This is a genomic window from Marinimicrobium locisalis (genome assembly GCF_039822625.1).
GTDB classification, from domain to species: domain Bacteria; phylum Pseudomonadota; class Gammaproteobacteria; order Pseudomonadales; family Cellvibrionaceae; genus Marinimicrobium; species Marinimicrobium locisalis.
In genome coordinates, this window is sequence record NZ_JBDLLG010000023.1 from 1 (window position 1) to 26,529 (window position 26,529).

Below are 26,529 nucleotides of genomic sequence, written 5' to 3' on the forward strand. Positions count from 1 at the left end.
GCTGACAGCCAATGAGGAAAACCGGCAACTATCTGAAAAATTGCCGTTTATGGACGGGCACTAATTACGAGAGGTGATCTCGATTCCTCGCAAGTGGACGCAAGGTCGAAGACTACATATCCCAGAAATACACACCTACCCTTGTCGATAACTACTCGCGTCTATATTCAAAGATGCGGGAAGCGGGTAAGACATTCAGTTTGTTGTCGCCAAAGCCGGTCGCCCGTGTAATGGCCATTGACGCCCCCGAACCGGGCAACCCCCGACGTTTCGGTTTCATGAAGGCTCACCTGGGTGTTTCAGAAGATTTTGATCGCATGGGTGAGGCTGAGGTCACGACGCTATTTTGATTCAAGGGCCGATGCCCGCCCGGCGCAAACGCGAAAAGAATCTTTGGAACCCGCGTGTGGAGCAGGACACCTCCAATGATGACAACCAGAGCAGAGGGTACTCCCGCGGCAAACTGTGCGGGCAGGGTAAACACCATCGTTGTGAGCTGCGCGACACCGGCGGCCACCAATCCGACGTATGACCAGCTCATAAAATAGGCATGCATCTCAAGCCAGCGCGATGCCGGGCGGCGCAGAATGGCCGGAATGAACCCGCCGGTCAACGTGGCGAGGCTGACGACCGCAAGAATATGGAAGGGCCCTGCGTTGGCCCAGTCCTCATAAACCAAAAGCGCGCAGGCGTTCAGTATGAGCAGGGATAGGGCGTAAAGGTAGCCGAGGGTTCTATGCCGTCGGCCACCTTTCGGGCGCAAGATGACGGCCGCCCCGAGGAGCAGGGCCACTACCGCGAAAATTATATGTATGGTTCCCAACATCTTTTGAATTCCTTTGCCGGTGCGGGTTTTCGGGTGCGCGAGCGCCAGCACCCACAATCGGTTCCAGTTGGGCGAGGTAATGCTCAAAGACCCCTCGGCCTTTTGGGACTGAACGCGAGCTCGGTGAACGGTTTGCTGCCTCGCACATCGCTTTTAAAAGCAATGCGCTTTGTAAAACAAAGCATGTCTATTAAATGCTCCCTGGACGTTGGAGTCAAGCAGGAATTGGCCTTTTGATGATTATCGCGCCATCTGGGGGGGCGGTTGGATTCGGGCTCAGTGCCTGGACCAGATGAAGTGGCCTTGTTCGACGCCTCGTGCCGGAAACAAGTGCTGCTGATCTTCTGCCAGCCGGAAAGCTGGAGGGGCCCGCGGGGCTGGTTGGGGGCCGCTCTCAGTCTTCCCGTGCGGTAGGCGTTATCGAGGATGGGCGAGTCTACAAGGGGTACCGGCTGTCTTCGGTGGTCGTGATACAGTACGCCTTTAAATCCAATCGTAAGGGGTTGGCCCCGTCAACCCATCCGACTTGAAGCAGGACTCATGGATACGTCTGCCCTCGACAAATCCCGCCGCTACGTGACCGCCCGGCATCAGCACCCGGCTTGGCAGTTGCTGGCCTCGCGCCGCGCACCTCTGGTGCTCGGCTGCCTTCAGTCGTTGTTTGAGTTGGCTACCGACGGCGTGCCCATGGAGGATGCGCTGCAAGGACTATCGGAAATGCTAGCGGCCTACGCCAGCGACGATGCTTACAATATCGATCCGGACAATACGCCGCTGCAGGCAGGCCGCGAGCTGCGCGAATGGATCAAGCGCGGCTTGGTGGTGGAGCGGGACGACCGGCTGTACGCCACCGATGCTCTGCAACGCGCCCTCGGGTTTGTGGACTCGCTGGACGGGCGAATCATGACCTCCACCGCCTCTCGCCTGTCGGTTGTTCAGCGGGAAATCGAGAACCTCGAAGTGGGCCTGAACCCCAACCCTGCCAGCCGCATTGCCAGCCTGCGCCGTCGTATCCACGGGCTTGAGCAAGAGCTGGCGGACGCCGAGGCAGGGAGAGTGCCGGTGCTGAGTGAGGCGCAGGCCATCGAGGGGATTCGCGAAGTATACAATCTGTCTACCAGTCTGCGGGCGGACTTTCGCCGAGTGGAAGATTCCTGGCGTGAGGCGGATCGGGAGCTGCGCCAGTCCATTATCAGTGAGCAATACCACCGGGGCGAGATTGTTGACCGCCTGCTCGAGGGTCATGAGACGTTGCTCAGCACCCCCGAAGGGCGAGTGTTCGAGAACTTCCAGCAGCAACTGCGTCAGAAACTCGAACTGGATGATATGAAGGAACGGCTGCGCGCCATCCTTAAACATCCTGCCGTCTCCAAAGCGCTCAATCGGGACCAGCGGCGCGACTTGCAATGGCTGGTGATGCGGCTGGTCAAGGAGTCTCAGGCCGTCTTTCAGGCGCGCTCTCGCAGTGAACGCGACGTTAAAGGTTTCCTGAAAACCGGGCTGGCCGCCGAGCATCACCGGGTGGGCAATCTTCTATCGGAAATTATGAACGTCGCCCTGGGCGTGGATTGGCAGCGTCAAGCCGTGCGGCGCACTCCAACGCCACTGCCCCCGGTGGGTGTAGCGGTCAATGGGTTACCGCTGGCCGAGCGGCTGCGGTTCAAATCCGTTGAAGACGACGCCCGGGAAGAGCTGGATTTGGCCGCCGCCAGCACCGGCCTGGAGCAGATGGGAGAGGAGTTCTGGGAGGCCTTTGATGGTCTCGACCGGCACTTGGTCATTGAACAGACGTTGACGGAGTTGGCCAAAGCCGCTCGCCCCATGAGTATCGGGGAGCTGGCTCGTGCGTTGCCTCCGGCCCACGACCTGGAAACCATGGCCCTGTGGTTGGGTATGGCCCGCGAGGCGGGTATCAATATAGCCGGGGATGAGGTCGAGGAGTTTGAGCTGGTAGACGCCGAACAGCAGCGCTGGCTTTATCGGGTACCCATGACGGGGCTGAGTCATGAGCCCTTACAAGCGATTGACTGGGAGCTGTGACCATGGCGAGTATTTTTGATGAGCTGACCGTGAACCAGAAAGCAAGTGACGAGCCGCAAGCGCCAACGGCCTCCACTACCGAACCGGATGCACCCCAGGCCACAGGCCAGCCACGTACCACCCGGCGCGTGCGTGACGCTGTTCAGGAGTTGCTGAAATTCGGATTGCTGGAGGAGAGCCAAAAGCCCAATTTGTATCGTATTGTCCTGACCCACAGCGAGGCGGTGGCGTCGATTCTCGAGCCGCTCGATCTTGAAATGGGCGCGGACGAGGTGCGCGGGCTGGTGTTTCTCAAAGTGCGCCGGGAAGACTCCCCCGAGGAGGATGACTGGAGCCACCCGCTGGTTCGCCGCCAGCGGCTGAATTTGGAACAGTCACTACTGGTGGCCATTCTGCGTCAGTATTTTATTGCTTATGAACAGGAGTCCGGCACGGGTGCGGGCGAAGCGTTGGTGGCGGTGGACGAGCTGATTCCGCAGCTGCAGGTGTACCTGGGGGACTTGGGAAGTGATGCCAAAGAGCGCACCCGGGTGATTCAATTGCTGGACCAGCTTAAGGGCCACGGCGTGGTCTCAAGCCTGGATGCCCACGAGCGGGTCACCATCCGGCCCATTATTGCGCACCTGGCCAACCCGGATAACCTGCAAGCACTGCTCGCGTGGCTGAAAACCCAAGTGTCACAGCAAGAGGTCGGTGAACGAACGGGTGAAGCAGCAGGAGGCGACGACGAATGAAGCCAACCACGCTCTGGGCCGCCGACGAAACCTATGTGCTTGCTCAGTTGGACCTGTTCAACTGGGGCGGCTTTAGCGGTCGCCATCAGGCCGAGATTGACCCGGCCGGTACGGCGGTCATTGGCCCCACCGGCAGTGGCAAAACCACGTTGGTGGACGCGTTGATGACACTGTTGTGTGCCAGCCCTCGCTACAACCTTGCGTCCACGGGGGGACATGAAAGTGACCGTGATCTGGCCTCCTACGTGCGCGGCGTTACCGGCCCGGGTGATGGCGGCGCGGGTCAGTCCCACATCACTCGCCCCGGTAAAACCGTGACGGCCATTACGGCCACCTTTGAAAACCGTGATCGCCTGGTGCGTCTGGGTGCCATTCTCTGGTTTGAAGGCACTAGTTCGGCCGCGACCGATATGAAAAAACTCTGGCTTTTTACCGAAGCCCCGGAGCATACCCTGGAGCACTGGCTGACGACCCATCAAGAGGGCGGCATGCGCGCCTTGCGTCAGATGGAAAAGCAGGGCACCGGAATCTGGACCTTTCCCAGCAAGAAGCAATACTTGGCCCGCTTGCGGGATTATTTTGATGTGGGGGAAAACGCCTTCACCTTGCTGAACCGGGCGGCGGGCCTGAAACAGTTAAACAGTATCGATGAGATCTTTCGCGAACTGGTGCTGGACGATCATTCCGCCTTTGACCGGGCGGCGGAGGTTGCCACCGGGTTTGATGACCTGAAAGATATTCACGAAGAGCTGGAGATCGCCCGTCGTCAGCAGAACTCGCTGGTGCCGGTGGCGGATGGCTGGGAGCAGTATCAACGCCACCGCGCGACCCTTGAAGAGCAGGAAACCCTGGGTCGCCTTCTACCCATTTGGTACAGCGAACAGGCCCACCGGCTGTGGAAAACGGAGGTGGAGCGATTAGAGCAGCAACAGGCTCAGGCGCACAGCCGTCAGGAGGCGCTGGCGCAGCAGAGCGAGCAGCACAATCAGGCCGTTGCGGATGCCCAACAAGTGTACATGCAGGCCGGCGGCGGCAGCATTGATGAGCTGCAGGCGCGAATTGGCGAGTGGACCAACACCCGAGCCAAACGGGAACGCTACGCGCAGGATTATCAGCAGCTGGTGGCCGTACTGGATTTGCCGGAATCGCTGGATGCCGAAACGCTTGCCAAGAATCAGGCCCAAGTGGCTGAGCGCGAGTCGACCCTGCACCAATCGTTAGCGGAAGCTCAGGAGCAGGCATTTCATCTCGGCGCGGACGAGCGTTCGGTGAATCAACAGCTAAAGGTGCTTCGCCAGGAGTACCAGGACGTCAGTGCTCGGCCCGGCTCCAACTTGCCCGCCAAATTTCAGCGCTTTCGCGCGGAACTGGCTGAACGGCTTGACCGTTCCGAGGACGATTTGCCGTTCGTCGCGGAGTTGGTGCAGGTTAAAGCCGCGGAAAGTGCGTGGCGTGGCGCCATTGAACGGGCCATTGGTAGCCAACGACTGCGCATACTGGTACCCCCGGAGTCCATGAAAACGGCGCTTGAGTGGGTGAATGCGCGGCACAACCAGTTGCATGTGCGCCTGCTGGAAGTCAAAAGCACTGAGCAGCAGGCGCGCTTTTTCGACGATGGCTACACCCGTAAGCTGGAGTACAAGAGCCACCCTTACCGGGAAGCGGTCAAGCATCTGTTGGCGGGTATCGACCGGCACTGCGTCGACAATGCTGAGCAATTGCGCGACACAGCGCACGCGATGACCCTGCAGGGCACCCTGTCCGGCAAGGCCCGTTTTTTCGACAAACAGGACCAGAAACGCCTTGATGAGGACTGGCTTACCGGCTTTGACAACAGGGACCGGCTGGCGGCCCTGAAGGCGCAAATCGACCAGGCTCAAACGGAACACGGAGAGGCCTCCCGGCAGGTGGAGGCGGCCAAGGCCAAGGTCAGCACCTTGACTGGACAGTCAAGGCTACTGGGCCGGTTAAGAGAGCTGGATTTTGAGGACATCGACTTGCCCGGCGCCGATCAAATGCTGGAATCGCTCCGCAAACGTCTCGAACAATTGACCTCACCCGAATCGGATTCGGCAAAAGCCAAAAAAGCCCTGAATGAAGCCAAGCGGTTATTGCGAGAGACCGAGCAGCGCTACCACGAGGTGTACGCCGACGTGAAGCAACTGCAGCGCGACCACGAACGGGCCACCGCTCAACGCCAGAAAGCCTACCGCCGGTCTGAAGCGGGGTTAAGCGAGACGGAGAGGGCATTGGCCGAGGCTCATTTTGAGCGGCTCTCTGAAGACCAGCGCGAGGAGGCCCGCGACTTGGAAGCTCAGGCCTCTGACGCCTTGCGAGAGAAGACCGACAAACAGCGCGATAAATGCAGTGAGTTGAAAGGGACGCTGATTAAACGTATGTCTGACGCTCTGAAAGAAGACCGTGGTGCGCTGTCGGAAGTGGGGCGAGAACTGGAGGATGTCCCCAAGTATCTGGAGCGACTGCAGGTGCTGACCGAAGAGGCCTTGCCGGAAAAGCTCAACCGGTTTCTCGATTATCTGAACCGCTCTTCCGATGAAGGGGTGACTCAGTTGCTGAGTTTTGTCGACAACGAAGTGTCTATTATCGAAGAGCGTATTGAAGACTTGAATAGCACCTTGCGCCGAGTGGACTTTCAGCCCGGGCGCTACCTGCGCTTAGTGTCCAAAAAGGTGGTGCACGAGAGCTTGCGCACTCTGCAGCGGGCGCAACGGCAACTGGCCTCGGCTCGCTACAATGATGATGCCGGTGAAAGCCAGTACAAAGCGTTACAACACTTGGTGAACCTGCTGCGCGATGCCTGCGAGCGCCGCCGTACGCAGGGCGCCAAGGCGTTGCTCGACCCCCGCTTTCGCGTGGAGTTTGCGGTGTCTGTGGTGGACCGGGCTACCGGTCAGGTGATCGAAACCCGCACCGGCTCCCAGGGCGGCAGCGGCGGTGAAAAAGAAATTATTGCCTCCTACGTACTGACCGCCTCGTTAAGTTATGCGCTCTGTCCAGACGGGAGTGCTCGGCCGTTGTTTGGTACGATCGTGTTGGATGAGGCGTTCTCCCGCAGCTCTCATGCGGTAGCCGGCCGTATTATCGCCGCTTTACGGGAGTTCGGCTTGCACGCCGTGTTTATTACGCCCAACAAAGAAATGCGCCTGCTGCGCAACCATACTCGTTCGGCCATTGTGGTACACCGTCGGGGCATGAAATCGAGCCTGACCTCGCTCAGCTGGGAGGCTCTGGGGGAATACCACCAACAGCGGATGAAAGCGCGGCATGAAGTCGCCCAGTGAATGTCGCCAACGTCTGGCTCGCCAGTGGCACCAAGCGTCGGTGCGCGAGGCGCGCCTGCTGAGCGGTGATCCCTGGCCCCTGGCTCTGCCCATCGGCCGGCCTAGCGCGAAGGCTTTCGCCGAGAACCCTCGCGAGGTTCAAGCCCATGTGCAGGCTTGGAAGGCGGTCGGTGTGGGCGAGGTTCAATGGCAGCCCGTCAACTATCGGGCCGGGGCCGAACCGGTATCCATGCCCGTCTGTTGGTGGCTGCGCACTCCCACAGAATGGGTGGCGGCGATGGAGGATTCGGCCATCCGGAACGAGTTTTCCGCGCTGGAACAACTAGTGGGGGAGGCGGATGAGCGTTTTCGTTCCTTGCTGATTCGTCGGCGGTCGCTATGGTTGAACAAACCGCTGGACGAAGTCATCAGCACTTTGCGGCTCGCTCAAACCCTAACGCCGGGCTGCGCACAAGGCCGCCCTTTGCGGTTGCTTGCCGGTCACGGGGTGGACACCAAGTTTTTTGAGCGCAACGGCGCGCTCCTGACCCGACTACTCGATGAGCGCTTTGACGGCGCCGCCAGTGAACAGGGGCTCACCACGCTTCTGGACGCTCTGGACGAAGGAGACCACTGGGTTTTGGTCGCGCCGTTGTGCGATGGGTTGCTACCTTTCAAGCGGCTACGGGTTTCTACGTCGGAGCTGACGAACACGGCTGTTCCTGGTACACGGGTGTTGATCGTTGAAAACGAACGGTGTCTGCACCAACTGCCCGAATTACCCGACACGGTTGCCATTTTGGGGGCCGGGTTGGACCTGCAGTGGCTGGGTGCCAGCCACTGGGGCGAAAAGTCACTGGCTTATTGGGGCGATATGGACACCTGGGGCCTGCTGATGCTCGCCCGAGCTCGTACCTGCCAGCCCCAACTGACGCCACTGCTAATGAACCAACCACTATTCCAGCGCCATGCCCCGCGCTCCGCCGTTCCAGAACCGGTAGCCGCTCAGCAGAGCGCTCCAGAGGGGCTGACTGAGCCCGAAACGGCTTTGTATCAATACCTGCTGAGTCTCAGCCGAGGTCGCCTGGAGCAGGAGTATCTGGCGCCTGAGGAGGTAAGAGGCGCACTAGAAGGCTGGTTGAATCAGTCGGTATAAGCAAGATATTGATGAGCACTATATTGCTCAAAGAGTGGGGTTGAGTCTTTTTGTGCGCATTATGATGTCCTCAAGGTGAGCTTTATAGGGTGGTTTGAGCAAGGAGGGTGGGTTTGTCTCCGGTATTTGATTTTGCGCCTATGAAAGCGGACCCGGAAAGGGTTGTGCGTACCAGGAAGAAGCCTCCCCGAAAAGTGGATGCCTCGCTATTCTTATAGCATTTTCTTGGGAGGATAAATAAAGAAGTGGTACCAGAGGCCGGACTCGAACCGGCACACCCTCGCGGGCGGGGGATTTTGAATCCCCTGCGTCTACCAATTTCGCCACTCTGGCACAGGTTTGCTGCTTTGCTGCGTTTCGGGGCGGGATTATAGCAGCGTGCGGAGCGGCGTCAACCGGAGATTGCTCGGGAGGCTTGAGATAGCCAGAACGGGGCTTTTGGGGTACCCTTGCGGGCTTTTCTTAGCCAACTCCGAATGTCTATGCGTCGCCAGGATTTTAACTACCACTTACCCGAGTCACTGATCGCCCGTGAACCCGCCTCCGAGCGGCGGGGCAGCCGCTTGTTGTGTTTGGACGGGCCCACCGGTGAGCTTCAGCACGCCCAGTTTCCCGATATTTTGGACCAGGTCCGGCCCGGTGATTTGATGGTGTTTAATGACACCAAAGTCATCCCCGCCCGGTTGTTTGGCACCAAAGAGACCGGGGGGCAGGTGGAGATTTTGATTGAGCGCTTGCTGAGCGATCAGCGAGTGCTTGCTCACACCCGGGCCAGCAAGTCCCCCAAAATCGGCAGTACCATCGTGCTCGAAGACGGGACCCGCCTGGCCGTGACCGGGCGCCGGGATGACCTGTTTGAGCTGAACTTCCCGCCGGAAGAGCCGGCGCTGGAGGCTCTGGAGCGGCTCGGGCATATGCCGCTGCCGCCCTATATTGAGCGCGAGGACGAGGCCCTGGACCGGGAGCGCTATCAAACTGTTTACGGGCGGCGCGCCGGGGCGGTGGCCGCGCCCACCGCCGGCTTGCACTTTGATGCGGATTTGCTGGAACAACTACAAAAAAGAGGCGTGACGCTGGCGTTTGTGACGCTGCACGTTGGGGCCGGTACCTTTCAGCCGGTGCGGGTGGAGAACATCGCCGAGCACCGTATGCACAGCGAAGTCATGGAAATTGACGAGGAGGTGTGCCGGAAGGTGCGCGCCACACGGGCCGGCGGTGGACGGGTAATCGCGGTGGGCACTACCAGCGTCCGCTGCCTGGAAACCGCCGCCATGCAGGCCGAAGACGGGCCGAGCGCGGAGGAGGGCGCCCCACAGGTGGCCGAAGGCGGCATAGTGCCTTACCGCGGCGAGACCGACATCTTTATTACCCCAGGCTACGAGTTCCGCGCGGTGGATGCCCTGCTGACCAATTTCCACTTGCCCGAATCCACGCTTCTGATGTTGATATCCGCCTTTGCTGGCTACCGCCACACGCTGGCGGCGTATGAAGCGGCGGTGGAGCAGCAGTACCGTTTTTTCAGTTACGGCGATGCCATGTTTATTACCCGAAACCCCGATGCGCCGCGCGAGCCGGTGGGCACGCCCTCCGAGGATTAAACCATGTCTTTTATGCAGTTTGAGCTGGACCGCCAGGAGGGGCAGGCACGGCGTGGCCGGCTGACTTTCCCTCGCGGCACGGTGGAAACACCCGCCTTTATGCCGGTGGGTACCTATGGAACGGTTAAGGGCATGCTGCCACGGGATATCGAGGCCATCGGTGCCCAGATTATTCTGGGCAATACCTTTCACCTGATGCTGCGCCCGGGCACCGAGGTCATCAAGGCCCACGGGGATTTGCACGATTTTATGCAGTGGTCCGGGCCCATCCTGACCGATTCCGGCGGCTTCCAGGTCTTCAGCCTGGGGGATATCCGGAAAATCACCGAAGAAGGAGTCTCCTTTCGCTCGCCGATCGACGGGAGCCCGGTATTTCTGGGGCCGGAGGAGGCGATGCAGGTCCAACGGGACCTGGGCTCGGACATCGTGATGATTTTTGACGAGTGCACGCCGTACCCGGCCACCGAAGAGGAAGCCCGCAAATCCATGGAGCTTTCCCTGCGTTGGGCGGCCCGCTCCAAGACCGCCCATGGGGACAGCCCCTCGGCGCTGTTCGGCATTGTGCAGGGGGGTATGTACGAATCTCTGCGACGAGAGTCGCTGGCGGGCCTGAAGGAGATTGGCTTTGACGGCTATGCCATCGGCGGCCTGTCGGTGGGGGAGCCCAAGGAAGACATGCTTCGCGTGTTGAGCGGTTTAGCGCCGCATATGCCCAAGGACAAGCCCCGCTACTTGATGGGCGTGGGCAAACCGGAAGACTTGGTTGAAGGGGTGCGCCGTGGGGTCGACATGTTCGACTGCGTTATGCCCACCCGCAATGCCCGCAACGGCCACTTTTTTACCCGCGAAGGGGTGATCAAAATCCGCAACGCCCGCCACCGTCACGATACCGGGCCTCTGGATGCGCACTGCGACTGCTACACCTGTCAGAACTTCAGCCGCAGCTATCTGCACCACCTGGATAAGTGTGGGGAGATGTTGGGCGCGCAGCTGGGGACCATTCACAACCTTCGCCATTATCAGGCCTTGATGGCGGGCCTGCGCACCGCGCTGGAGGCGGGGGAGTTGGAAGGTTTTGTCGGGGATTTTTATCAGGCCAAGGGCCTGCCCGTGCCCGCCGTTGCGGGCTGAGTCACAAAAAGCGCCACGGAGCGCCGCTTTCATTGAGGCGCTCTGATTGTTGTCTAGGGGGAAATCGGTATAATCCGGGCCTTCGTTTGTATCCGATACCGTCGAATAAGTCACGGAACTGTCTATGCTTAACCGCTATCCGCTTTGGAAGTACCTACTGATTCTTGTAGTCGTTGCCCTGGGCTTCGTCTATGCCTTGCCCAACCTCTACACCCCGGACCCGGCGGTGCAGATCTCGGGGCAGTCCGGTTCCGTTGAGGTGGACCAGGCGCTGGTCGACCGGGTGAGCGAGCAGCTCGCCGAGGCCGATGTTGAATTCACCAGCATTGAGCTGGGTGAGAACAACATTCTGGTGCGCCTGGCCCATGAAGACGCGCAAATGCGCGCTCGGCGTCAATTGCAGGAGGCGCTGGGTTTTGACTACGTGGTGGCCCTGAACCTGGCGCCCACCACCCCTGGCTGGCTGGAAGCCATGGGCGCCTCGCCCATGCGCCTGGGCCTGGACCTCTCCGGCGGTGTGCACTTTTTGATGGAGGTGGACACCGCCGCAGCGCTGGAGACCCGTCAGGAAATCAATGCCGATGAAATGAAAAGCACCCTGCGGGAAGAGCGGATTCGGTACAACAGCCTTGAGGTCAACGACGAGCAGGCTATCGTTGCACGCTTTCGTTCCGCCGACTTGCGGGATCAGGCGGTTGAGGCCCTGGAAGATGAGTACGACACGCTGCTTTTTGTCGAGGATCAGAACGAAGAGGGTGACCACCGTTTTGTCGCACGGCTGAGCGAAACCGCCGTTGACGAGGTGGAAGACTACGCTCTGGGCCAAAACCTCATTACGCTGCGTAACCGGGTGAACGAGCTGGGCGTGTCCGAGCCGGTGGTGCAGCGCCAAGGCGGCAACCGGATCATCGTGCAACTGCCCGGCGTGCAGGATACGGCCGAAGCCAAGCGGGTTATTGGCAAGACCGCCAACCTGGAGTTCCGGCTGGAGGCCGGGCCGGACACGCTGGTGTCCATGAAAGAATCCTTCCCTTACCGGAGTGAAACGGACCGCCAGCGCTACGGCGAAGCGGAGCTCGAGCGACAGATTATCCTGACCGGCGATCATGTGGCCAACGCCACCAGCAGCTTTGATGCCGAAACCAGCATGCCGCAGGTCAACATTACCCTGGATGGCATGGGCGGTACCAAAATGCACCGCGCCACCCGCGACAACATCGGCCGGCGCATGGGCGTACTCTTCATTGAGCACAAAACCCGCACCGAGTACGAGACCAACGAAGCGGGCGAGCGTGTTGAAGTGCGGGAAAACTACGTCGAGCGCGAAGTCATCAGCCTGGCGACCATCCAGAGCGCGTTGGGTAAACAGTTCCGCATTACCGGCCTGGAGTCACCGGCCGAGGCTTCCGAACTGGCGCTGCTGTTGCGCGCCGGTGCCCTGGCCGCGCCCATGTATTTTGTCGAAGAGCGTACCATCGGCCCATCCTTGGGGGCGGAGAATATTCAGACCGGTTTGAACTCCGTGGTCATCGGCTTGAGCCTGGTGCTCGTCTTTATGCTCTTTTACTACAAAGTGTTCGGCATTTTTGCCAATCTGGCCCTCTCCGCCAATATTCTGTTGTTGGTGGCGGTGATGTCCCTGTTGGGCGCGACACTGACGCTGCCGGGTATTGCCGGTATTGTGTTGACCGTCGGTATGGCGGTGGATGCCAATGTGCTGATTTTCTCTCGTATCCGGGAAGAGCTGAAAAACGGCATGCCCCCACAGGGAGCGATTTACAAAGGCTACGAGCAGGCGTTTGTGAGTATTATGGATGCCAACGTTACCACCTTGCTGGTCGCGGTCATCCTCTACGCCATCGGCACCGGCCCGGTACAAGGCTTTGCGGTCACGCTGTCGATCGGTATTCTGACTTCCATGTTTACCGCCATCATGGGTACACGGGCACTGGCCAATCTGGTCTATGGCCGTCGTCGCAACCTGAAAAAGATCTGGATTTAAGAGAGCACCGCTATGTCACAGGAAGCGAAAGTCATTAATTTCATGGGTTGGCGGAAAACCGCCGCCACCATCTCCATTGTGCTGCTGATCGGGTCGATCGTGGCGCTGGCGGTTCGCGGTCTGGAGTTTGGGCTGGACTTCACCGGCGGCTCCCAAATCGAGCTGGGGTTTGATCAGCCGGCGGACCTGGGCACCATTCGAGACGTGCTCTCTGACGAGGGGCTGGAAAACCCGGTAGCGGTGTTTTTCGGTTCTGATTCCGAGGTACTGATTCGCACCCAGGACGCCTTGAGCGATGGCGCCCTGGATCAGCTGAACGAGGATGTGGCGGCGCTGTCGTCCGGGGCGACCCTAACCGAAGTGCGCCAGGCCCCCAGCGACCAGGTTCGGTTTTCCGAAGTGTTGGTTTTTTCGGGGGTAGAGGCGCAAACCTTGCGGGACGCCGACCTGTTCGATGCCGACTATTTTGGCCAGACCCGCATCTCGAGCGACGGTGACCAAGTTACCGTGGCGGTGGAGAATGCACTGGACAACGTCTATTCGCGCTACCTGATTAGCGCTCTTGAGGAGGCAACCGGCGCCACCATTGAGCTGCGCCGCAGTGAATTTGTGGGGCCGCAAGTGGGCGCCGAGCTGCGGGACCAGGGCGGCTTGGGGATGTTGTTTGCGCTCGCGGTGGTGATGATCTATGTTGCTATTCGCTTCCAGTATAAATTCTCCATCGGTGCCGTGGCGGCCTTGATCCACGATGTGATTATCGTTCTGGGCTTCTTTGCGCTGCTGGGAATCGATTTCGACCTGACGGTTCTTGCCGCGGTACTGGCCGTAATCGGCTATTCGCTGAACGATACCATTGTGGTATTTGACCGAATTCGCGAGAATTTTCGGAAGATGCGCCGAGGCACCACCAATGAAGTCATTAATACCTCGTTGACGCAAACCCTCGAGCGGACCTTGCTGACCTCATTGACCACTTTGCTGGTGTTGCTGGTTCTGTTTTTCTTCGGTGGTGAGTTGATCAATGGCTTCGCCACGGCGCTGATTGTCGGCGTTGTTGTGGGTACTTACTCGTCTGTTTACGTCTCCGCCAATACCCTGGCAGTGATGCATCTGACGAAAGAGGACCTGATGCCCCCGCAGAAAGAGGGGGAAGACCAGGAAGAAGTACTGCCGTAGGATTCGGTGTAGACTCAAGCAACAAGCGGAACCGGGCGGGCCGGTTCCGCGTGATCCATGAGCGCACGTTATGTCGAATCGCGTTACCTTTAGCGGGGAAGAGGAACTTGAGTCCCTGGATGCGGCGCAGCTGCGCGACCTGGTAGCCCGCTACCGGCGGATATTCAACGGTAGCGGTTACGGCTTCTGGGAATGGGACCTGAACACCCATCGGATTGATTGGTCCGGCGGTTTCTGGGAATCCCTCGGCTATGACGATGAGGATAAGCTGTGCATCAGTGATGCCCATCAACTGCCGGATTACATCCACCCCGACGACCGAAACGGCATGCTGGAGGCGGTGCGGGAGCACCTGCGCAGTGGCGAACCACTCAATACCTCCTACCGAATACTCACCAAGCGTGATGGCTACGTTTGGACCCAAGTACGGGCCAACTCTATTCGCGATGAGTACGGTCGCGTGCTCTATATTTCCGGTGTCAACTTTGATATTACCGAACTGAAAAACGTCGAGGCGGCCTTGCGCGAGAGTGAGGCACGCCAGGCGCGAATTATTCAGGCCTCCAACGATGGCATCTGGGAATGGTACGCCGACCGCAAAGGCTTCCACTTCTCCAACCGTTGCTGGGAGCACGCCGGCTACGACGAAAAAGACGACGTCGTGATCCGGGGGCAGAACCGGATTTCGGTCTGGCGCTCCCACATCCACCCGCAGGATCTCCCCAAGTTCGACCAGACTCTGGCCGACCATATGGCCGGCCGTGCGCCTTTTGACATCGAGTACCGAATTTTCGGCAAAGACGGCGATATTCGCTGGATACGCGCACGCGGCCGGGCCAGCTTTGATTTGGAAGGCAACCCGGTACGGATGTCCGGCACCAATATGGATATTACCGATATCAAGCGCGCCGAAGAGCGGGTGGTGCAGGCGAAGGAAACGGCGGAGAAGGCCAACCAAGCCAAGTCCGACTTCCTTTCCAGCATGAGCCACGAACTGCGCACGCCGCTTAACGCCATTCTCGGTTATGCGCAGCTGTTTCAGTACGAAGAGAACCTGACCAGCAGCCAAGTCGATAACGCCCGGGAGATTCGCAAGGCCGGCGAGCACCTGCTGCAGCTGATTAACGATGTGCTGGATCTCGCCAAGATAGAATCCGGGCGAATGACTTTTTCCATGGAGCCGGTTCTGGTATCCCGAGTGGTGGCGGAGTGCTTCACCTTAATCCAGCCCCAGGCGGATACCATGAATGTTCGCTTCAGCGCGGACATGAACCGCTTGGAAAGCACCTACGTGGTGGCCGACAACGTGCGCCTTAAGCAGGCGCTGCTCAATTTGATCAGCAACGCGGTCAAATACAACCGGGTCGGGGGCGAAGTGGAAGTTCGCCTGACGGAGCAGGAAGACAACCGCCTGCGCATCACGGTTCGGGACTCCGGCCAGGGCATTCCGGTCAGCCGCCAGAACGAGGTGTTCCAGCCGTTTAATCGTTTGAATGCGGAGTACACAAAAATCGAGGGCTCGGGCGTTGGGCTGGTCATCACCAAACAGCTGGTGGAGATGATGGGCGGCAAGCTGGCGTTCGAGAGTACCGAGGGAGTGGGCACTGAGTTCTGGATGGACCTGCCCATGTCCACGGAGTGGAATCAGGATTTGGTGGCGGACCGCCAAAGCCAGGGCTCTCACTCGGTTAGCCGGCCGGAGCACTTGGCGGTGGAGCGCCCGTGCACCATTCTGTATGTGGAGGATAATCCGTCGAATATCCGTTTGATGCAGCAGGTTCTAAGCCGTTACCCGCAGCTGACGCTGGAGGTGGCGGAGGAGGCGTTTCTGGGCATTTATAAGGCCCGGAGCGAGCGGCCGGATATTATTATTTTGGATATTAATCTGCCGGGTATGGATGGCTACGAGGCGCTGTCGGTGCTGAAGCGCGACCCGGTGACGATGAATATTCCGGTGGTCGGTCTGTCAGCCAATGCCATGCCCTACGATATAGAACGCGGCAAAAGCGCCGGCTTCTACGATTACCTCACCAAGCCGGTGGAAATTAACCACCTGATGCATACCTTAAACGCTTTGCTCTCTGATTGATTGGCTTCTTCGTTTGCTGAGAGTCCAGTGTGAGGGAGGTCTCCCTGGGGTATTCCCCACTCCCGCCGGACTAGACGTTATTGCAAAATCGAAAACCTACTTAACGTGACCGAGGTGCTTCTCAATCACCTGCAAAACAGGCTTAAACACCTTCGGCGTGCCACACACAATATGTCCGGTTTCCATAAAGGTCGAACCGCCGTGGAAATCACTGATCAAGCCACCGGCCTCCTTCACCAGCAACACACCCGCCGCGAAATCCCACTCATTCAAATGCATCTCCCAAAAAGCGTCATAACGGCCCGCCGCCACATACGCCAAATCCAGCGCCGCCGAGCCCGCCCGGCGAATGCCCGCCGTCTGACCGGCCAACTCCGCCACTGATGCCAAAAACGGCTGAATCTTCGCAAACGCGGGGCCATCAAAGGGAATGCCAGTGCCTAGAAGGGCGCCTTCCAACCCGCGGCGGCTGGAAACGCGAATTCGGCGGCCGTTCAATGACGCGCCACGGCCACGGCTGGCGGTGAACTCCTCGCGCCGAACCGGGTCCAGAACCACCGCGTGCTCCACTTGCCCCTTATACAGACAGGCAATCGAGACAGAAAAATGCGGCATGCCGTGAACAAAATTCGTGGTGCCGTCCAGCGGATCGATCACCCATACATAATCCGAATTCTTGCCCTCAATGGTGCCGCCTTCCTCACCGCGGAAACCGTGGTCCGGGTAGGCCTTGCGCAACACCTGGATAATCGCCCGCTCCGCACCGCGGTCGACTTCGGTCACGAAGTCATTGGGGCTCTTGTTTTCGATTTTCAGCGTATCCGGACGTTCGTAGGCGCGTTCAATCAGTTCACCGGCCTTGCGCGCCGCGCGCAAAGCCATGTTCAGCATGGGTTCCATAGGGCAATCAGTCTTTTCTTGAGAAATGGGAAAGAACGGGGGGAGGCTAGTGGTCCATGCGGCTAACTCTGTAATTCTCAGCCGCCACACAAGCGTTGTGGGCAAGGCGCGCGATCGCAGGACTGGCCGTGCCAATTCAAGTGAGCGCAACACCGTCCACGACGCTTGTGTGGCGGCCCTTCGGGAGAGCCTGTGCCGGCGCGACTCAGCGTTGCGTTTCTTGACAAGGGACCCACCCTTGCCAGCGAAACGCGCCTTGATTCGCACCGGCACAGGCTCTCTGAGAGTTACAGAGTTAGCCGCATGGACCACCATCTCCCGAAGGCCGCACAGTATACCGACATGGGAGGGGCCTCGCCAGCGGCGACCGGTAAATAACCGCCACCGGGGCGGATCACCGAAAGGCGCGGTCGTGCTAGAATACGCGCCTTTTCGTCGCGCACCCTTATTAAAGACCGCTTTGCATGAGAGACCGCTATGAGCAGCAACCGTTTCGATAACATCCGAATCGTTCTGGTGAACACCTCCCACCCCGGCAACATCGGCGGGGCGGCCCGGGCCATGAAGAATATGGGGCTCTCGCGGCTCTACCTGGTGGCGCCCAAGGAGTACCCCGCCGAGAAGGCCGTCTGGCGGGCGGCGGGGGCGCTTGATGTGCTCGATAACGCCGTGGTGGTGGAAACCCTGGAAGAAGCCATCGAAGGTTGCGGCCTGGTGGTGGGCACCAGTGCCCGGGAACGTCGGATTCCCTGGCCGCTGGTGGACCCGCGCCAGTGCGGAGAACGAAGCTGGCAGGAGGCGGGCGAGCATGAGGTCGCGCTGCTCTTTGGCCGGGAGGACCGGGGTCTGACGAACGAGGAGCTGCACAAGTGCCAATACCACGTGCACATTCCCGCCAACCCGGAGTACAGCTCCCTGAACCTGGCGACCGCCGTGCAAGTGCTGTGCTATGAGCTGCGAATGGCTCACCTGTCCGAACAGGAGGGTGGCCCGCTGGGGGCGACTGAATGGGACATGCCGCCGGCCAAAAGCGAAGCGCTGGAGCGTTACTTTGAACACCTGCAGCAAACGTTGGAAACGCTGGGCTTTCTCGAGCCGGATAACCCCCGCCAGACCATGACCCGCCTGCGCCGCCTTTATCACCGCATCCGCCCGGATGAAATGGAATTGAGCATTCTCAGGGGTGTTTTGACCGCCACCCAGAACTACGTTTACCACACCGATAAGCGCCTCAAAGCCTTACAGGACGCCGCCGACAGGGAAAAGTGAGTGGACAAATGGAAATAGTTGAGTAAAATACTCGGTTATAGGGGCGGGGCTCCGAATACCGGCGCTGCCCGCCAAAACCGAGAAAGAGGCGCAAAACCAGCCATGAGACTGACAACCAAAGGTCGATATGCGGTCACCGCGATGCTCGACTTGGCACTGCACAGTGAGCAGGGGCCGGTCAGCCTTGCGGATATTTCCAATCGGCAGGGAATCTCGCTCTCGTATCTGGAACAGCTGTTTGCCAAGTTAAGGCGGCAGAAGCTGGTCAGTAGCGTGCGCGGCCCCGGTGGCGGTTACCGCCTGGGTGGTGAGCTGGAGGCCATATCCGTGGCCCAAGTGGTGGATGCGGTCAGTGAGTCGCTCGATGCCACCCGCTGCGAGGGCAAAGGGGACTGTCAGCACGGTCAAGTCTGTTTGACCCACTATTTATGGGAAGACTTGAGCGCCCAGATTCATCGGTTTTTAAACGATATTTCGCTGGCGGACTTGGTTCAGCGCCGGGACATTCAGGCCGTGCGCGACCGTCAGGATACTCAGCAGCGCATATCCGCCGAACAGATCGCCTGTAGCCAGATTTAAACCCGCCCGCATCACGAGTAACGGAGGTGAAGCCGCCAATGACGCCCCCAGAGAAGCCCGGCGCTGTGCGCCAACCGGTTTATCTCGATTACGCCGCCACCACGCCGGTGGACCCGGCCGTGGCGGAGCGTATGGCGGCGTGTCTGACTTGGGACGGCAACTTTGCCAATCCGGCTTCCCGCTCCCACCTCTATGGGTGGCAGGCCGAGGAAGCCGTGGAAACCGCCCGCCAACAAGTGGCGGACCTGATTGGGGCGGACCCGCGAGAGATTGTTTGGACCAGTGGCGCCACTGAAGCCGACAACCTGGCCCTTAAGGGCGCGTGGGATGCTCGTCGCCATGGCGGCAAGAACGGTGGCCACCTCATCGTCTCTGCGATTGAGCACAAAGCGGTGTTGGACACGGCGAAGTGGCTGGCCGACCGGGGGGTAGAGGTGACTTTTCTGGAGCCCGACAGCGCCGGACGAGTTCGTCCGGGCGCGCTGGAATCGGCCCTGCGGGAAGACACCTTCCTTGTCAGCATCATGCATGTGAACAATGAGCTGGGCAGTATCAATGACATCGGCGCCCTCGGGGCGTTGTGCCGGGACAGAGGCATTCTGTTTCATGTGGACGCGGCTCAAAGTGCCGGCAAATTACCGTTGTCCGTAACGGACCAGTACGTGGATTTGATGTCATTGTCCGCCCACAAAATGTACGGCCCCAAGGGCGTTGGCGCGCTTTACGTGCGCCGCTACCCGGACGTGCGGATCGAGTCCCAGATACACGGCGGCGGCCACGAGCGGGGCATGCGCTCGGGCACCTTGCCCACCCACCAGTGCGTGGGTATGGGCGAAGCGGCGGCATTGGCCGCCGAACGCCTGGAGGCCGATACCGCGCGAATTGCCCAGCTGCGCGACAAGCTCTGGCAGGGCATACGCGATTTGCCGGGCATCCAGGTCAACAGCGACCTGGAACACACGGTATGCGGCCACCTTAATCTGGCGTTCAGCGGTTGCGACGGTGAAATGCTGCTGTTGTCCCTGCGGCAGATTGCCGTGGCCACCGGTTCGGCCTGTACCTCGGCCAGCCTGGAACCGAGCTACGTGCTCAAGGCCATCGGCCTGAGTAACGATCTGGCGCAGTCCTCCCTGCGTATTAGCCTGGGAAGGCTCACCACTGAAGAGGAGGTGGCGTTCGCGACCCAGCACATCCGGGAGGTGGTCACGAAGCTGGGGCGCAAAAGCGCGTGAGCTAATGCGCCTTTGAGCGCAGCCAAGAGCGTAGAAAATTCAAAGCGCCCGGTTAACAGGGCGCCCGGTTTCGCCGGTAGAACGACACGAACACACACTGATTAGCTAACTCACTCCGACAACCGGAGACAGAGGTGAAGTAATGGCAGAGCAACAAGTTGAAAACGTGATCAAGCGGGAGTACGCCGCCGGTTTCCATACCGACATCGATACCGATACCTTACCGCCCGGTCTAAACGAAGACGTGGTTCGGTTTATCTCCGCCAAGAAAGGCGAACCCGAATGGATGCTGGAATGGCGTCTGCAGGCCTTCCGTGCCTGGGAGAAAATGGAAGAGCCGAGCTGGGCCCACGTGAACTACCCGAAGGTGGACTTCCAGTCACTGTCTTATTTCTCCCAGCCGAAAAGTATGGAAGATCGTCCCAAGAGTTTGGACGAAGTCGACCCCGAGCTGCTGCGCACGTATGAAAAGCTGGGTATTCCGGTGCATGAGCAGGAAATGCTCGCCGGCGTGGCGGTGGACATGGTCTTTGACTCCGTCTCCGTCGTGACCACCTTCCGGGAAAAGCTCAAAGAGGCGGGCGTGATTTTCTGCTCCATCAGCGAAGCGGTGCATGAATATCCAGAGCTGATCAAACGCTACCTGGGCACGGTGGTGCCGCAGAAAGACAACTACTACGCCGCGCTTAACTCCGCCGTCTTCTCGGATGGTTCCTTTGTGTACATTCCCAAGGGCGTGCGGTGCCCCATGGAGCTATCCACCTACTTCCGGATCAACGAACAGAACACCGGGCAGTTCGAGCGCACCTTGATCGTCGCGGAAGAGGGCTCTCACGTGAGCTACCTGGAAGGCTGCACGGCCCCCATGCGCGATGAGAACCAGCTACACGCCGCCGTGGTTGAGTTGGTGGCGCTGGACAACGCCGAGATCAAATACTCCACCGTCCAGAACTGGTACCCCGGCGATGAAGAGGGCAAAGGCGGCATCTTCAACTTTGTGACCAAGCGCGGTTTATGCCACACCAACTCCAAAATTTCCTGGACGCAGGTGGAAACCGGCTCCGCGGTTACCTGGAAGTACCCCAGCTGCATTCTTCGCGGTGACAACAGTGTGGGCGAGTTTTACTCGGTGGCATTGACCAACAACCACCAGCAGGCCGATACCGGCACCAAGATGATTCACATCGGCAAGAACACTCGTTCCACCATTATTTCCAAGGGGATTTCCGCCGGCAAAAGCTCCAATGCCTACCGTGGCTTGGTGCGGATGAACCCGGGGGCGGAAGGCGCCCGCAACTACACCCAGTGTGATTCGCTGTTGATCGGCGACCGCTGCGGGGCGCACACCTTCCCCTACATCGAAAGCAAAAACCCCTCGGCGGTCATTGAACACGAGGCCACCACCTCCAAGGTGAGTGAAGACCAGATGTTCCTGTGCCAGCAGCGCGGCCTGGATCCGGAGAAAGCCGTTTCCATGATCGTGAATGGCTTCTGCCGGGAAGTGTTTAAAGAGCTGCCCATGGAATTTGCCGTGGAAGCCGGCAAATTGCTCGAAGTGAGCTTGGAAGGGTCTGTGGGGTAGTGGCAATGGCGGGCGGTTTATACCGCTGCGCTCGGTTTCGCCCTACGTGGAGTTCGAAGCTATCCGTAGGGCGAATAAGCGAAGCGCATCCGCCGTCCCCAAAGCCTGACGCTCAAACCGAATTTACGTTTTTAAGACATTGGAAACCGACACTATGCTGACCATTAAAGACCTTCGTGCCAGTATCGAAAACGAAGAAATTCTCAAGGGCCTGAGTCTGGACATTAAACCGGGCGAGGTGCACGCCATCATGGGCCCCAACGGCTCCGGCAAAAGTACCCTGGGCAACGTCCTCACCGGCCGCGAGGCGTATACGGTGAACAGCGGCAGCGTCGACTTCAATGGCAAAAACCTGTTTGACCTGGAACCGGAAGAGCGCGCGCGGGAAGGGTTATTTCTGGCGTTTCAATACCCGGTGGAAATCCCCGGCGTCAGCAACATGGAATTTCTAAAAGCGGCGGTGGACGCCCATCGCGAGCACCGCGGGGAAGAAGCTATTTCCTCCGTGGACTTTCTCAAGCTGGCGCGGGAAACCTGCAAGGAAGTCGACCTGGACCCCTCCTTTCTCAAGCGTGGGGTCAACGAAGGTTTCTCCGGGGGTGAGAAAAAGCGCAACGAAATTCTGCAAATGATGTTGCTTAAACCCACCCTGTGCATTCTCGATGAAACCGACTCGGGCCTGGACATCGACGCCCTGCAGGTCGTCGCCAAGGGCGTTAACGCCATGCGCGCCGAGGACCGCAGCTTCGTGGTGGTGACTCACTACCAGCGGCTGCTCAACTATATTGTGCCGGATAAGGTCCACGTTCTGGCCGGTGGCCGCATTGTGAAAACCGGCGGTAAGGAACTGGCGGAAGAGCTGGAAGCCAAAGGTTATAGCTGGGTTGAAGAGGAGGTGGCCTAAGCCATGAGTGATTTTCAGCAACAGGCACTCCAGTTGGCCGGGCAACAGCAGAGCCCGGACTGGCTGGCCCAGGTGCGCAAAACCGGTGCTCAGCAGTGGCTGAAGACCCCCTGGCCCAGCCGCAAAACCGAAAATTGGAAATACACCCCCCTGGCGCCTTTGCAGCGTTCGGAGTTTCAGCAATGGGCGGCCAAGACCACCGGCTGGCAGGACGGGATCGATTTTTTGGAGTTAAACGCCACTCGCCTGGTCTTCGTCAACGGTGTATTCGATGCGGAGGCCTCGGATTCCGAGCTGCCCGCGGAAGTCGTCCGGTTTGGAGACGCCTCCACCGACCAGCAGGCGGTCATCGCCGAACACCTGGGGCGGATTGTCGACGGCGAGCAACACCTGTTTGCGGCCTTGAGCAATGCCTGGGCCTCCGAGGACGGTGTGCTGGTGCACGTGCCGAAAAACGGTGAGCTGGCCAAACCCTTGTACATTGTTCACGTGTCCACGCCCACCGGCGCGCCCGCCACGGCGAATCAGCGCCTGTTGGTGGTGCTGGAAACCGGCGCAAGAGCTAGTGTGATCGAGCACTTTGCCTCGACCGAAGATGAGCAGGACGGCTTCGTCAACAGCCTGACCGAAGTTAATGTGGGGGAAAACGCCGAGTTGCGCCATTACCGCATTAACCTGGAAGAGGAAAATCTGTTGCACGTGGGCGGTATCCACGCCAACCTGCAACGTAGCGCGCGCTTGCGCGGTTTTACCGTTTCCCTGGGTAGCAAGCTCAAGCGGATTGATTACCAGGTTAATCACTGTGGGGAAGGGGCACACCTGGACTTGCAGGGCATCTACCTGCCCAAGAACAAACAGTTTGTGGACTACCACACCAACGTCCAGCACAAGGTGCCGCACTGCACCAGCAACGAGGTGTTCCGGGGTGTGGTGAGCGACTCGGCGCATGCCGTGTTCAACGGTCGTATCCACATTCACCAGGACGCCCAGAAAACCCTGGCGGAGCTGAGCAACAAGAACTTGCTGACCTCACGCAAGGCGGAAGTGGATACCAAGCCGGAGCTGGAAATTTATGCCGACGATGTGAAGTGTGCCCACGGGGCCACCGTCAGTCAGCTGAACAAGGAGGCCATGTATTATATGCAGGCGCGCGGCATTTCCCGGGACGAAGCCCAGGTGATGCTCAGTTTCGGCTTTATCAATGAACTGCTGCAAGAGGTCGCGGAGCCGGCGGTACGGGACTATTTGGCGCCTCGCCTGGCCCAGCTGTTCAGCCCTAATACGGACCTTTTGCGGCACTTGCAGTACGAATAAGGCCCTAACGTAATACAGAAGAGAGTTTATGAGTAACGCTGAACGCGCAGACCCGACCACCCATTTTGACGTGGAAGCGGTTCGACAGGACTTCCCCATTCTGCACCAGCAGGTGAACGGGCACCCCTTGGTGTATTTGGACAACGCCGCCACGACGCAAAAACCCCGGGCCGTGATCGACGCCATCAGCGACTATTACCTGTATGACAACAGCAATGTGCATCGTGGCGCCCACGCCCTGGCCGAGCGCGCCACCGCCAAGTTTGAAGGGGCCCGTGAAACCGCCGCCAAGTTTCTAAACGCGCCGGGGCGCGAGCAGATCATCTGGACGCGCGGCACCACCGAAAGCATCAACCTGGTGGCCCACAGTTGGGGGCGGACCGAGCTCAAGCCCGGGGACCGGATTTTGGTCTCCGCCATGGAGCATCACTCCAACATCGTGCCCTGGCAGTTGATCGCCGAGGCCACCGGCGCGCGGGTTGAAGCCATTCCGGTGGACAAAACCGGCACCCTGGACATGGACGCGTTCGAGTCCTTACTCAAAGAGGGCCGGGTGCGAATGGTCTCCATCGGGCACGTTTCCAATGCCTTGGGCACCGTTAACCCGATCGAACAGGTCATTCAGTGGTCTCATGAAGCAGGGGCCCTGGTTATGATCGACGGGGCGCAGGCCGTGAGTCACTGGCCCGTGGATGTGCAGGCGTTGGATTGCGACTTTTACGCGTTTTCCGCTCACAAACTGTTCGGCCCAACGGGTATTGGCGTGCTTTATGGCCGCCGTGAGTTGCTCGAGGCCATGCCGCCCTACCAGGGCGGCGGCGAGATGATTCAGCACGTGAGCTTTGACGGTACCTCTTACGGCCAGTTGCCGTACAAGTTTGAAGCGGGCACGCCGGACATTGCCGGCGCTATTGGCCTGGCCGCCGCCATTGAGTACGTGAACGGTTTGGACCGGGCCGCCGCCGTGGCGTATGAGCGTGTGTTGCTGGCCTACGCCGAAGAGAAGGCGCAGGCCACCGAGGGGGTAACCCTGGTGGGCACGGCGGCACACAAAGTGAGTGTGCTGAGTTTCTTGGTGGAAGGGACCCATCCCAACGATCTGGGCTTCCTCTTGGACCAGCAGGGCGTGGCGGTGCGCACCGGCCACCACTGCGCCCAACCGATTATGGACCAGTACGACATTCCCGGAACCGTGCGGGCCAGTTTCAGTTTTTACAACACCTTTGATGAGGTGGACCGGCTGTTCGAGGCGCTGGATAAGGCCCGGCAGTTCTTTTAATGAATACAGGAGCAGAGTGAGATGCCAGTAGAATCTTATGATCCCGCTCGGCAGGCCGTGACGGTCACTCCGGCGGCCGTGGAGCACTTTCGCCGGCAGATTGCCGGCGACGACAACGCCACTGCCGTGCGCTTGAGCGTGAAAGAAAGCGGTTGCACCGGCTTCATGTACGTCATTGATCTGGTGCATGAACCCCGTGAGGGGGATGTGTATTACGCCCTGGACGAAGATGTGCCGCTGTATGTGGACCCGGATAGCCTGAACGTGGTGACCGGCACCGAGATCGATTACGTCGTGGAAGGCGTGAACCGCCAGCTGAAATTCCTCAATCCCAATGCCCAGGATTACTGTGGCTGTGGCGAAAGCTTTAGCGTGAACTGAGCCCATGACCGAAAGACGTATGGTGGTGGCCCAGGCGGACTGCCCAGCCCGCCGGGTGCCTGACGGTACACCATTGACCATTCCCAAAGACACCTTCGTGACCATCACCCAATCCCTGGGGGGCAACTACACCCTGACCTACCACGGCCAGATGGTGCGGGTGGACGGCACCGATGCCGGCGCCCTGGGGCTGGAGGAGCAGGTGCTGGACTTTGCGGCGCCGGCCGATGGACGCATTCGGGAGGATCAGGTCTGGGAGGCGCTGCGCACGGTCTATGACCCGGAAATACCGGTGGACTTGGTCAATCTGGGGCTGATTTACCGCTTGCAGATCGATCAACCGCGCCAGCGCGTGGACGTGGAGATGACCTTGACCGCTCCCGGCTGCGGCATGGGGCCGGTATTGGTGGGCGATGTGGAGCGCCGGGTGGCCAAAGTGCCCAACGTGGAGGCGGTTGCCGTCAACCTGGTGTTTGATCCGCCCTGGCAGCGCGAGATGATGAGCGAGGAAGCCCAGCTCGAAACCGGAATGTTCTTTTAGGAAGTTGTATGTCTGAATTTGGTACCGAAATCACCGCCGACGATATTGTAGAGACTCTCAGTTTTTTCGACACCTGGGAGGACCGCTACAAGTACATCATCGACCTGGGCAAAGAAGTCCCGCCGCTGGACCCTTCTCAGCAGGTCGAGCAGAATCTGGTGCGCGGCTGTCAGAGTCAGGTCTGGCTCGTCCATCGGGAAGAGGGCGGGCGCCTCTATTTTGACGCCGACACTGACGCCTTTATCGTCCGAGGTCTGCTGGGCGTGGTCTTGGCCGCCTACAACGGGAAAACGCCTCAGGAAGTGCTGGATTTCGATATCGAAGGCTATTTCGAGGAACTCAACCTCCTGAAACACTTGAGCCCTACCCGGGGTAATGGGCTGCGTGCCATGGTGGCGCGCATCCAGAGCATCGCCCGCGGCGCCTGAGTTTCGCTCCCTACGCTCATCGAGGTGCGGCAGGGCGCACATTCAGCGTCGAATCGCGCCACCGCGGGGTGGTTTATGGCCACAACC

At 59.5% G+C, this 26,529-nt stretch carries 22 protein-coding genes and 1 tRNA gene; 19 read left to right on the forward strand and 4 right to left on the reverse strand.

Going from position 1 to position 26,529, the window contains the following annotated elements:
- Positions 1 to 151: 151 nt before the first annotated feature.
- Both AAE514_RS14530 and AAE514_RS14535 read right to left on the reverse strand, forming a co-directional pair.
- The gene (locus tag AAE514_RS14530) at positions 152 to 280 is read right to left on the reverse strand and encodes a hypothetical protein (protein WP_347332279.1); all 129 of its coding nucleotides are present in this window, start codon (positions 278 to 280) and stop codon (positions 152 to 154) included.
- A gap of 6 nt (positions 281 to 286) precedes the next feature.
- Positions 287 to 913 carry a DUF2306 domain-containing protein gene (locus tag AAE514_RS14535; RefSeq protein WP_347332280.1) on the reverse strand — a complete coding sequence of 209 codons (627 nt, stop codon included), beginning with the start codon at positions 911 to 913 and terminating at the stop codon, positions 287 to 289.
- Positions 914 to 1,366: 453 nt separating this feature from the next.
- On the opposite strand from AAE514_RS14535, the gene AAE514_RS14540 reads away from it, so the two are divergent.
- The 4 genes from AAE514_RS14540 to AAE514_RS14555 are packed head-to-tail and all read left to right on the forward strand — an operon-like array spanning position 1,367 to position 8,037.
- Entirely contained in the window at positions 1,367 to 2,866 is a 1,500-nt protein-coding gene (locus AAE514_RS14540; protein WP_347332281.1) for a DUF3375 domain-containing protein, read from the forward strand.
- A 2-nt stretch (positions 2,867 to 2,868) separates the two neighbouring features.
- The gene (locus AAE514_RS14545) at positions 2,869 to 3,600 is read left to right on the forward strand and encodes a DUF4194 domain-containing protein (RefSeq protein WP_347332282.1); all 732 of its coding nucleotides are present in this window, start codon (positions 2,869 to 2,871) and stop codon (positions 3,598 to 3,600) included.
- The gene (locus AAE514_RS14550; RefSeq protein WP_347332283.1) at positions 3,597 to 6,902 is read left to right on the forward strand and encodes an ATP-binding protein; all 3,306 of its coding nucleotides are present in this window, start codon (positions 3,597 to 3,599) and stop codon (positions 6,900 to 6,902) included. Before AAE514_RS14545 ends, AAE514_RS14550 begins: the two co-directional genes overlap by 4 nt.
- Positions 6,886 to 8,037, forward strand: a complete 1,152-nt coding sequence (locus tag AAE514_RS14555) for a DUF3322 domain-containing protein (RefSeq protein WP_347332284.1) — start codon at positions 6,886 to 6,888, stop codon at positions 8,035 to 8,037. The genes AAE514_RS14550 and AAE514_RS14555 overlap by 17 nt, the downstream gene beginning before the upstream one ends.
- Positions 8,038 to 8,283: 246 nt before the next feature.
- Here AAE514_RS14555 and AAE514_RS14560 read toward each other — a convergent pair.
- Positions 8,284 to 8,370 (reverse strand) — tRNA-Leu (locus AAE514_RS14560).
- A 149-nt stretch (positions 8,371 to 8,519) separates the two neighbouring features.
- On the opposite strand from AAE514_RS14560, the gene queA reads away from it, so the two are divergent.
- The 5 genes from queA to AAE514_RS14585 all read left to right on the forward strand — a co-directional run bounded on the left by queA (position 8,520) and on the right by AAE514_RS14585 (position 16,033).
- Positions 8,520 to 9,635 (forward strand): tRNA preQ1(34) S-adenosylmethionine ribosyltransferase-isomerase QueA, encoded by a 1,116-nt coding sequence (gene queA, locus AAE514_RS14565; protein WP_347332285.1) that lies wholly within the window; start codon positions 8,520 to 8,522, stop codon positions 9,633 to 9,635.
- 12 nt (positions 9,636 to 9,647) lie between these two features.
- A complete protein-coding gene (gene tgt, locus AAE514_RS14570; protein WP_347332347.1) occupies positions 9,648 to 10,766 on the forward strand; it encodes a tRNA guanosine(34) transglycosylase Tgt in 1,119 nt (372 codons plus the stop codon).
- Between the two features lie 124 nt (positions 10,767 to 10,890).
- Complete coding sequence (gene secD, locus AAE514_RS14575) at positions 10,891 to 12,768, forward strand: protein translocase subunit SecD (RefSeq protein WP_347332286.1); 1,878 nt, start codon at positions 10,891 to 10,893, stop codon at positions 12,766 to 12,768.
- Between the two features lie 12 nt (positions 12,769 to 12,780).
- Positions 12,781 to 13,944 (forward strand): protein translocase subunit SecF, encoded by a 1,164-nt coding sequence (secF, locus tag AAE514_RS14580; protein WP_347332287.1) that lies wholly within the window; start codon positions 12,781 to 12,783, stop codon positions 13,942 to 13,944.
- 70 nt (positions 13,945 to 14,014) lie between these two features.
- Positions 14,015 to 16,033, forward strand: a complete 2,019-nt coding sequence (locus AAE514_RS14585) for a hybrid sensor histidine kinase/response regulator (protein WP_347332288.1) — start codon at positions 14,015 to 14,017, stop codon at positions 16,031 to 16,033.
- A gap of 96 nt (positions 16,034 to 16,129) precedes the next feature.
- On the opposite strand, the gene AAE514_RS14590 is transcribed toward AAE514_RS14585, so the two are convergent.
- A complete protein-coding gene (locus tag AAE514_RS14590; protein WP_347332289.1) occupies positions 16,130 to 16,933 on the reverse strand; it encodes an inositol monophosphatase family protein in 804 nt (267 codons plus the stop codon).
- A 477-nt stretch (positions 16,934 to 17,410) separates the two neighbouring features.
- Between AAE514_RS14590 and trmJ the strand changes: the two genes are divergently transcribed.
- The 10 genes from trmJ (at position 17,411) to AAE514_RS14640 (ending at position 26,442) form a co-directional block, all read left to right on the forward strand.
- Positions 17,411 to 18,202: a tRNA (cytosine(32)/uridine(32)-2'-O)-methyltransferase TrmJ gene (gene trmJ, locus AAE514_RS14595; protein WP_347332290.1), complete on the forward strand. Its 792-nt coding sequence runs from the start codon at positions 17,411 to 17,413 to the stop codon at positions 18,200 to 18,202.
- 102 nt (positions 18,203 to 18,304) lie between these two features.
- Positions 18,305 to 18,781, forward strand: a complete 477-nt coding sequence (gene iscR, locus AAE514_RS14600) for a Fe-S cluster assembly transcriptional regulator IscR (protein WP_347332291.1) — start codon at positions 18,305 to 18,307, stop codon at positions 18,779 to 18,781.
- Positions 18,782 to 18,819: 38 nt separating this feature from the next.
- Positions 18,820 to 20,013 (forward strand): IscS subfamily cysteine desulfurase, encoded by a 1,194-nt coding sequence (locus AAE514_RS14605; RefSeq protein ID WP_430623905.1) that lies wholly within the window; start codon positions 18,820 to 18,822, stop codon positions 20,011 to 20,013.
- 142 nt (positions 20,014 to 20,155) lie between these two features.
- A complete protein-coding gene (sufB, locus tag AAE514_RS14610) occupies positions 20,156 to 21,595 on the forward strand; it encodes a Fe-S cluster assembly protein SufB (protein WP_347332292.1) in 1,440 nt (479 codons plus the stop codon).
- 154 nt (positions 21,596 to 21,749) lie between these two features.
- A complete protein-coding gene (sufC, locus tag AAE514_RS14615) occupies positions 21,750 to 22,499 on the forward strand; it encodes a Fe-S cluster assembly ATPase SufC (protein WP_347332293.1) in 750 nt (249 codons plus the stop codon).
- A 3-nt stretch (positions 22,500 to 22,502) separates the two neighbouring features.
- On the forward strand, positions 22,503 to 23,813 hold the full coding sequence (gene sufD / locus AAE514_RS14620) for a Fe-S cluster assembly protein SufD (RefSeq protein WP_347332294.1): 1,311 nt from the start codon (positions 22,503 to 22,505) through the stop codon (positions 23,811 to 23,813).
- Positions 23,814 to 23,841: 28 nt separating this feature from the next.
- Entirely contained in the window at positions 23,842 to 25,092 is a 1,251-nt protein-coding gene (locus tag AAE514_RS14625; RefSeq protein ID WP_347332295.1) for an aminotransferase class V-fold PLP-dependent enzyme, read from the forward strand.
- Positions 25,093 to 25,113: 21 nt separating this feature from the next.
- Positions 25,114 to 25,473: a HesB/IscA family protein gene (locus AAE514_RS14630; protein ID WP_347332296.1), complete on the forward strand. Its 360-nt coding sequence runs from the start codon at positions 25,114 to 25,116 to the stop codon at positions 25,471 to 25,473.
- A 4-nt stretch (positions 25,474 to 25,477) separates the two neighbouring features.
- The gene (gene sufT / locus AAE514_RS14635) at positions 25,478 to 26,014 is read left to right on the forward strand and encodes a putative Fe-S cluster assembly protein SufT (RefSeq protein ID WP_347332297.1); all 537 of its coding nucleotides are present in this window, start codon (positions 25,478 to 25,480) and stop codon (positions 26,012 to 26,014) included.
- An 8-nt stretch (positions 26,015 to 26,022) separates the two neighbouring features.
- On the forward strand, positions 26,023 to 26,442 hold the full coding sequence (locus AAE514_RS14640) for a SufE family protein (RefSeq protein WP_347332298.1): 420 nt from the start codon (positions 26,023 to 26,025) through the stop codon (positions 26,440 to 26,442).
- Positions 26,443 to 26,529: the final 87 nt, after the last annotated feature.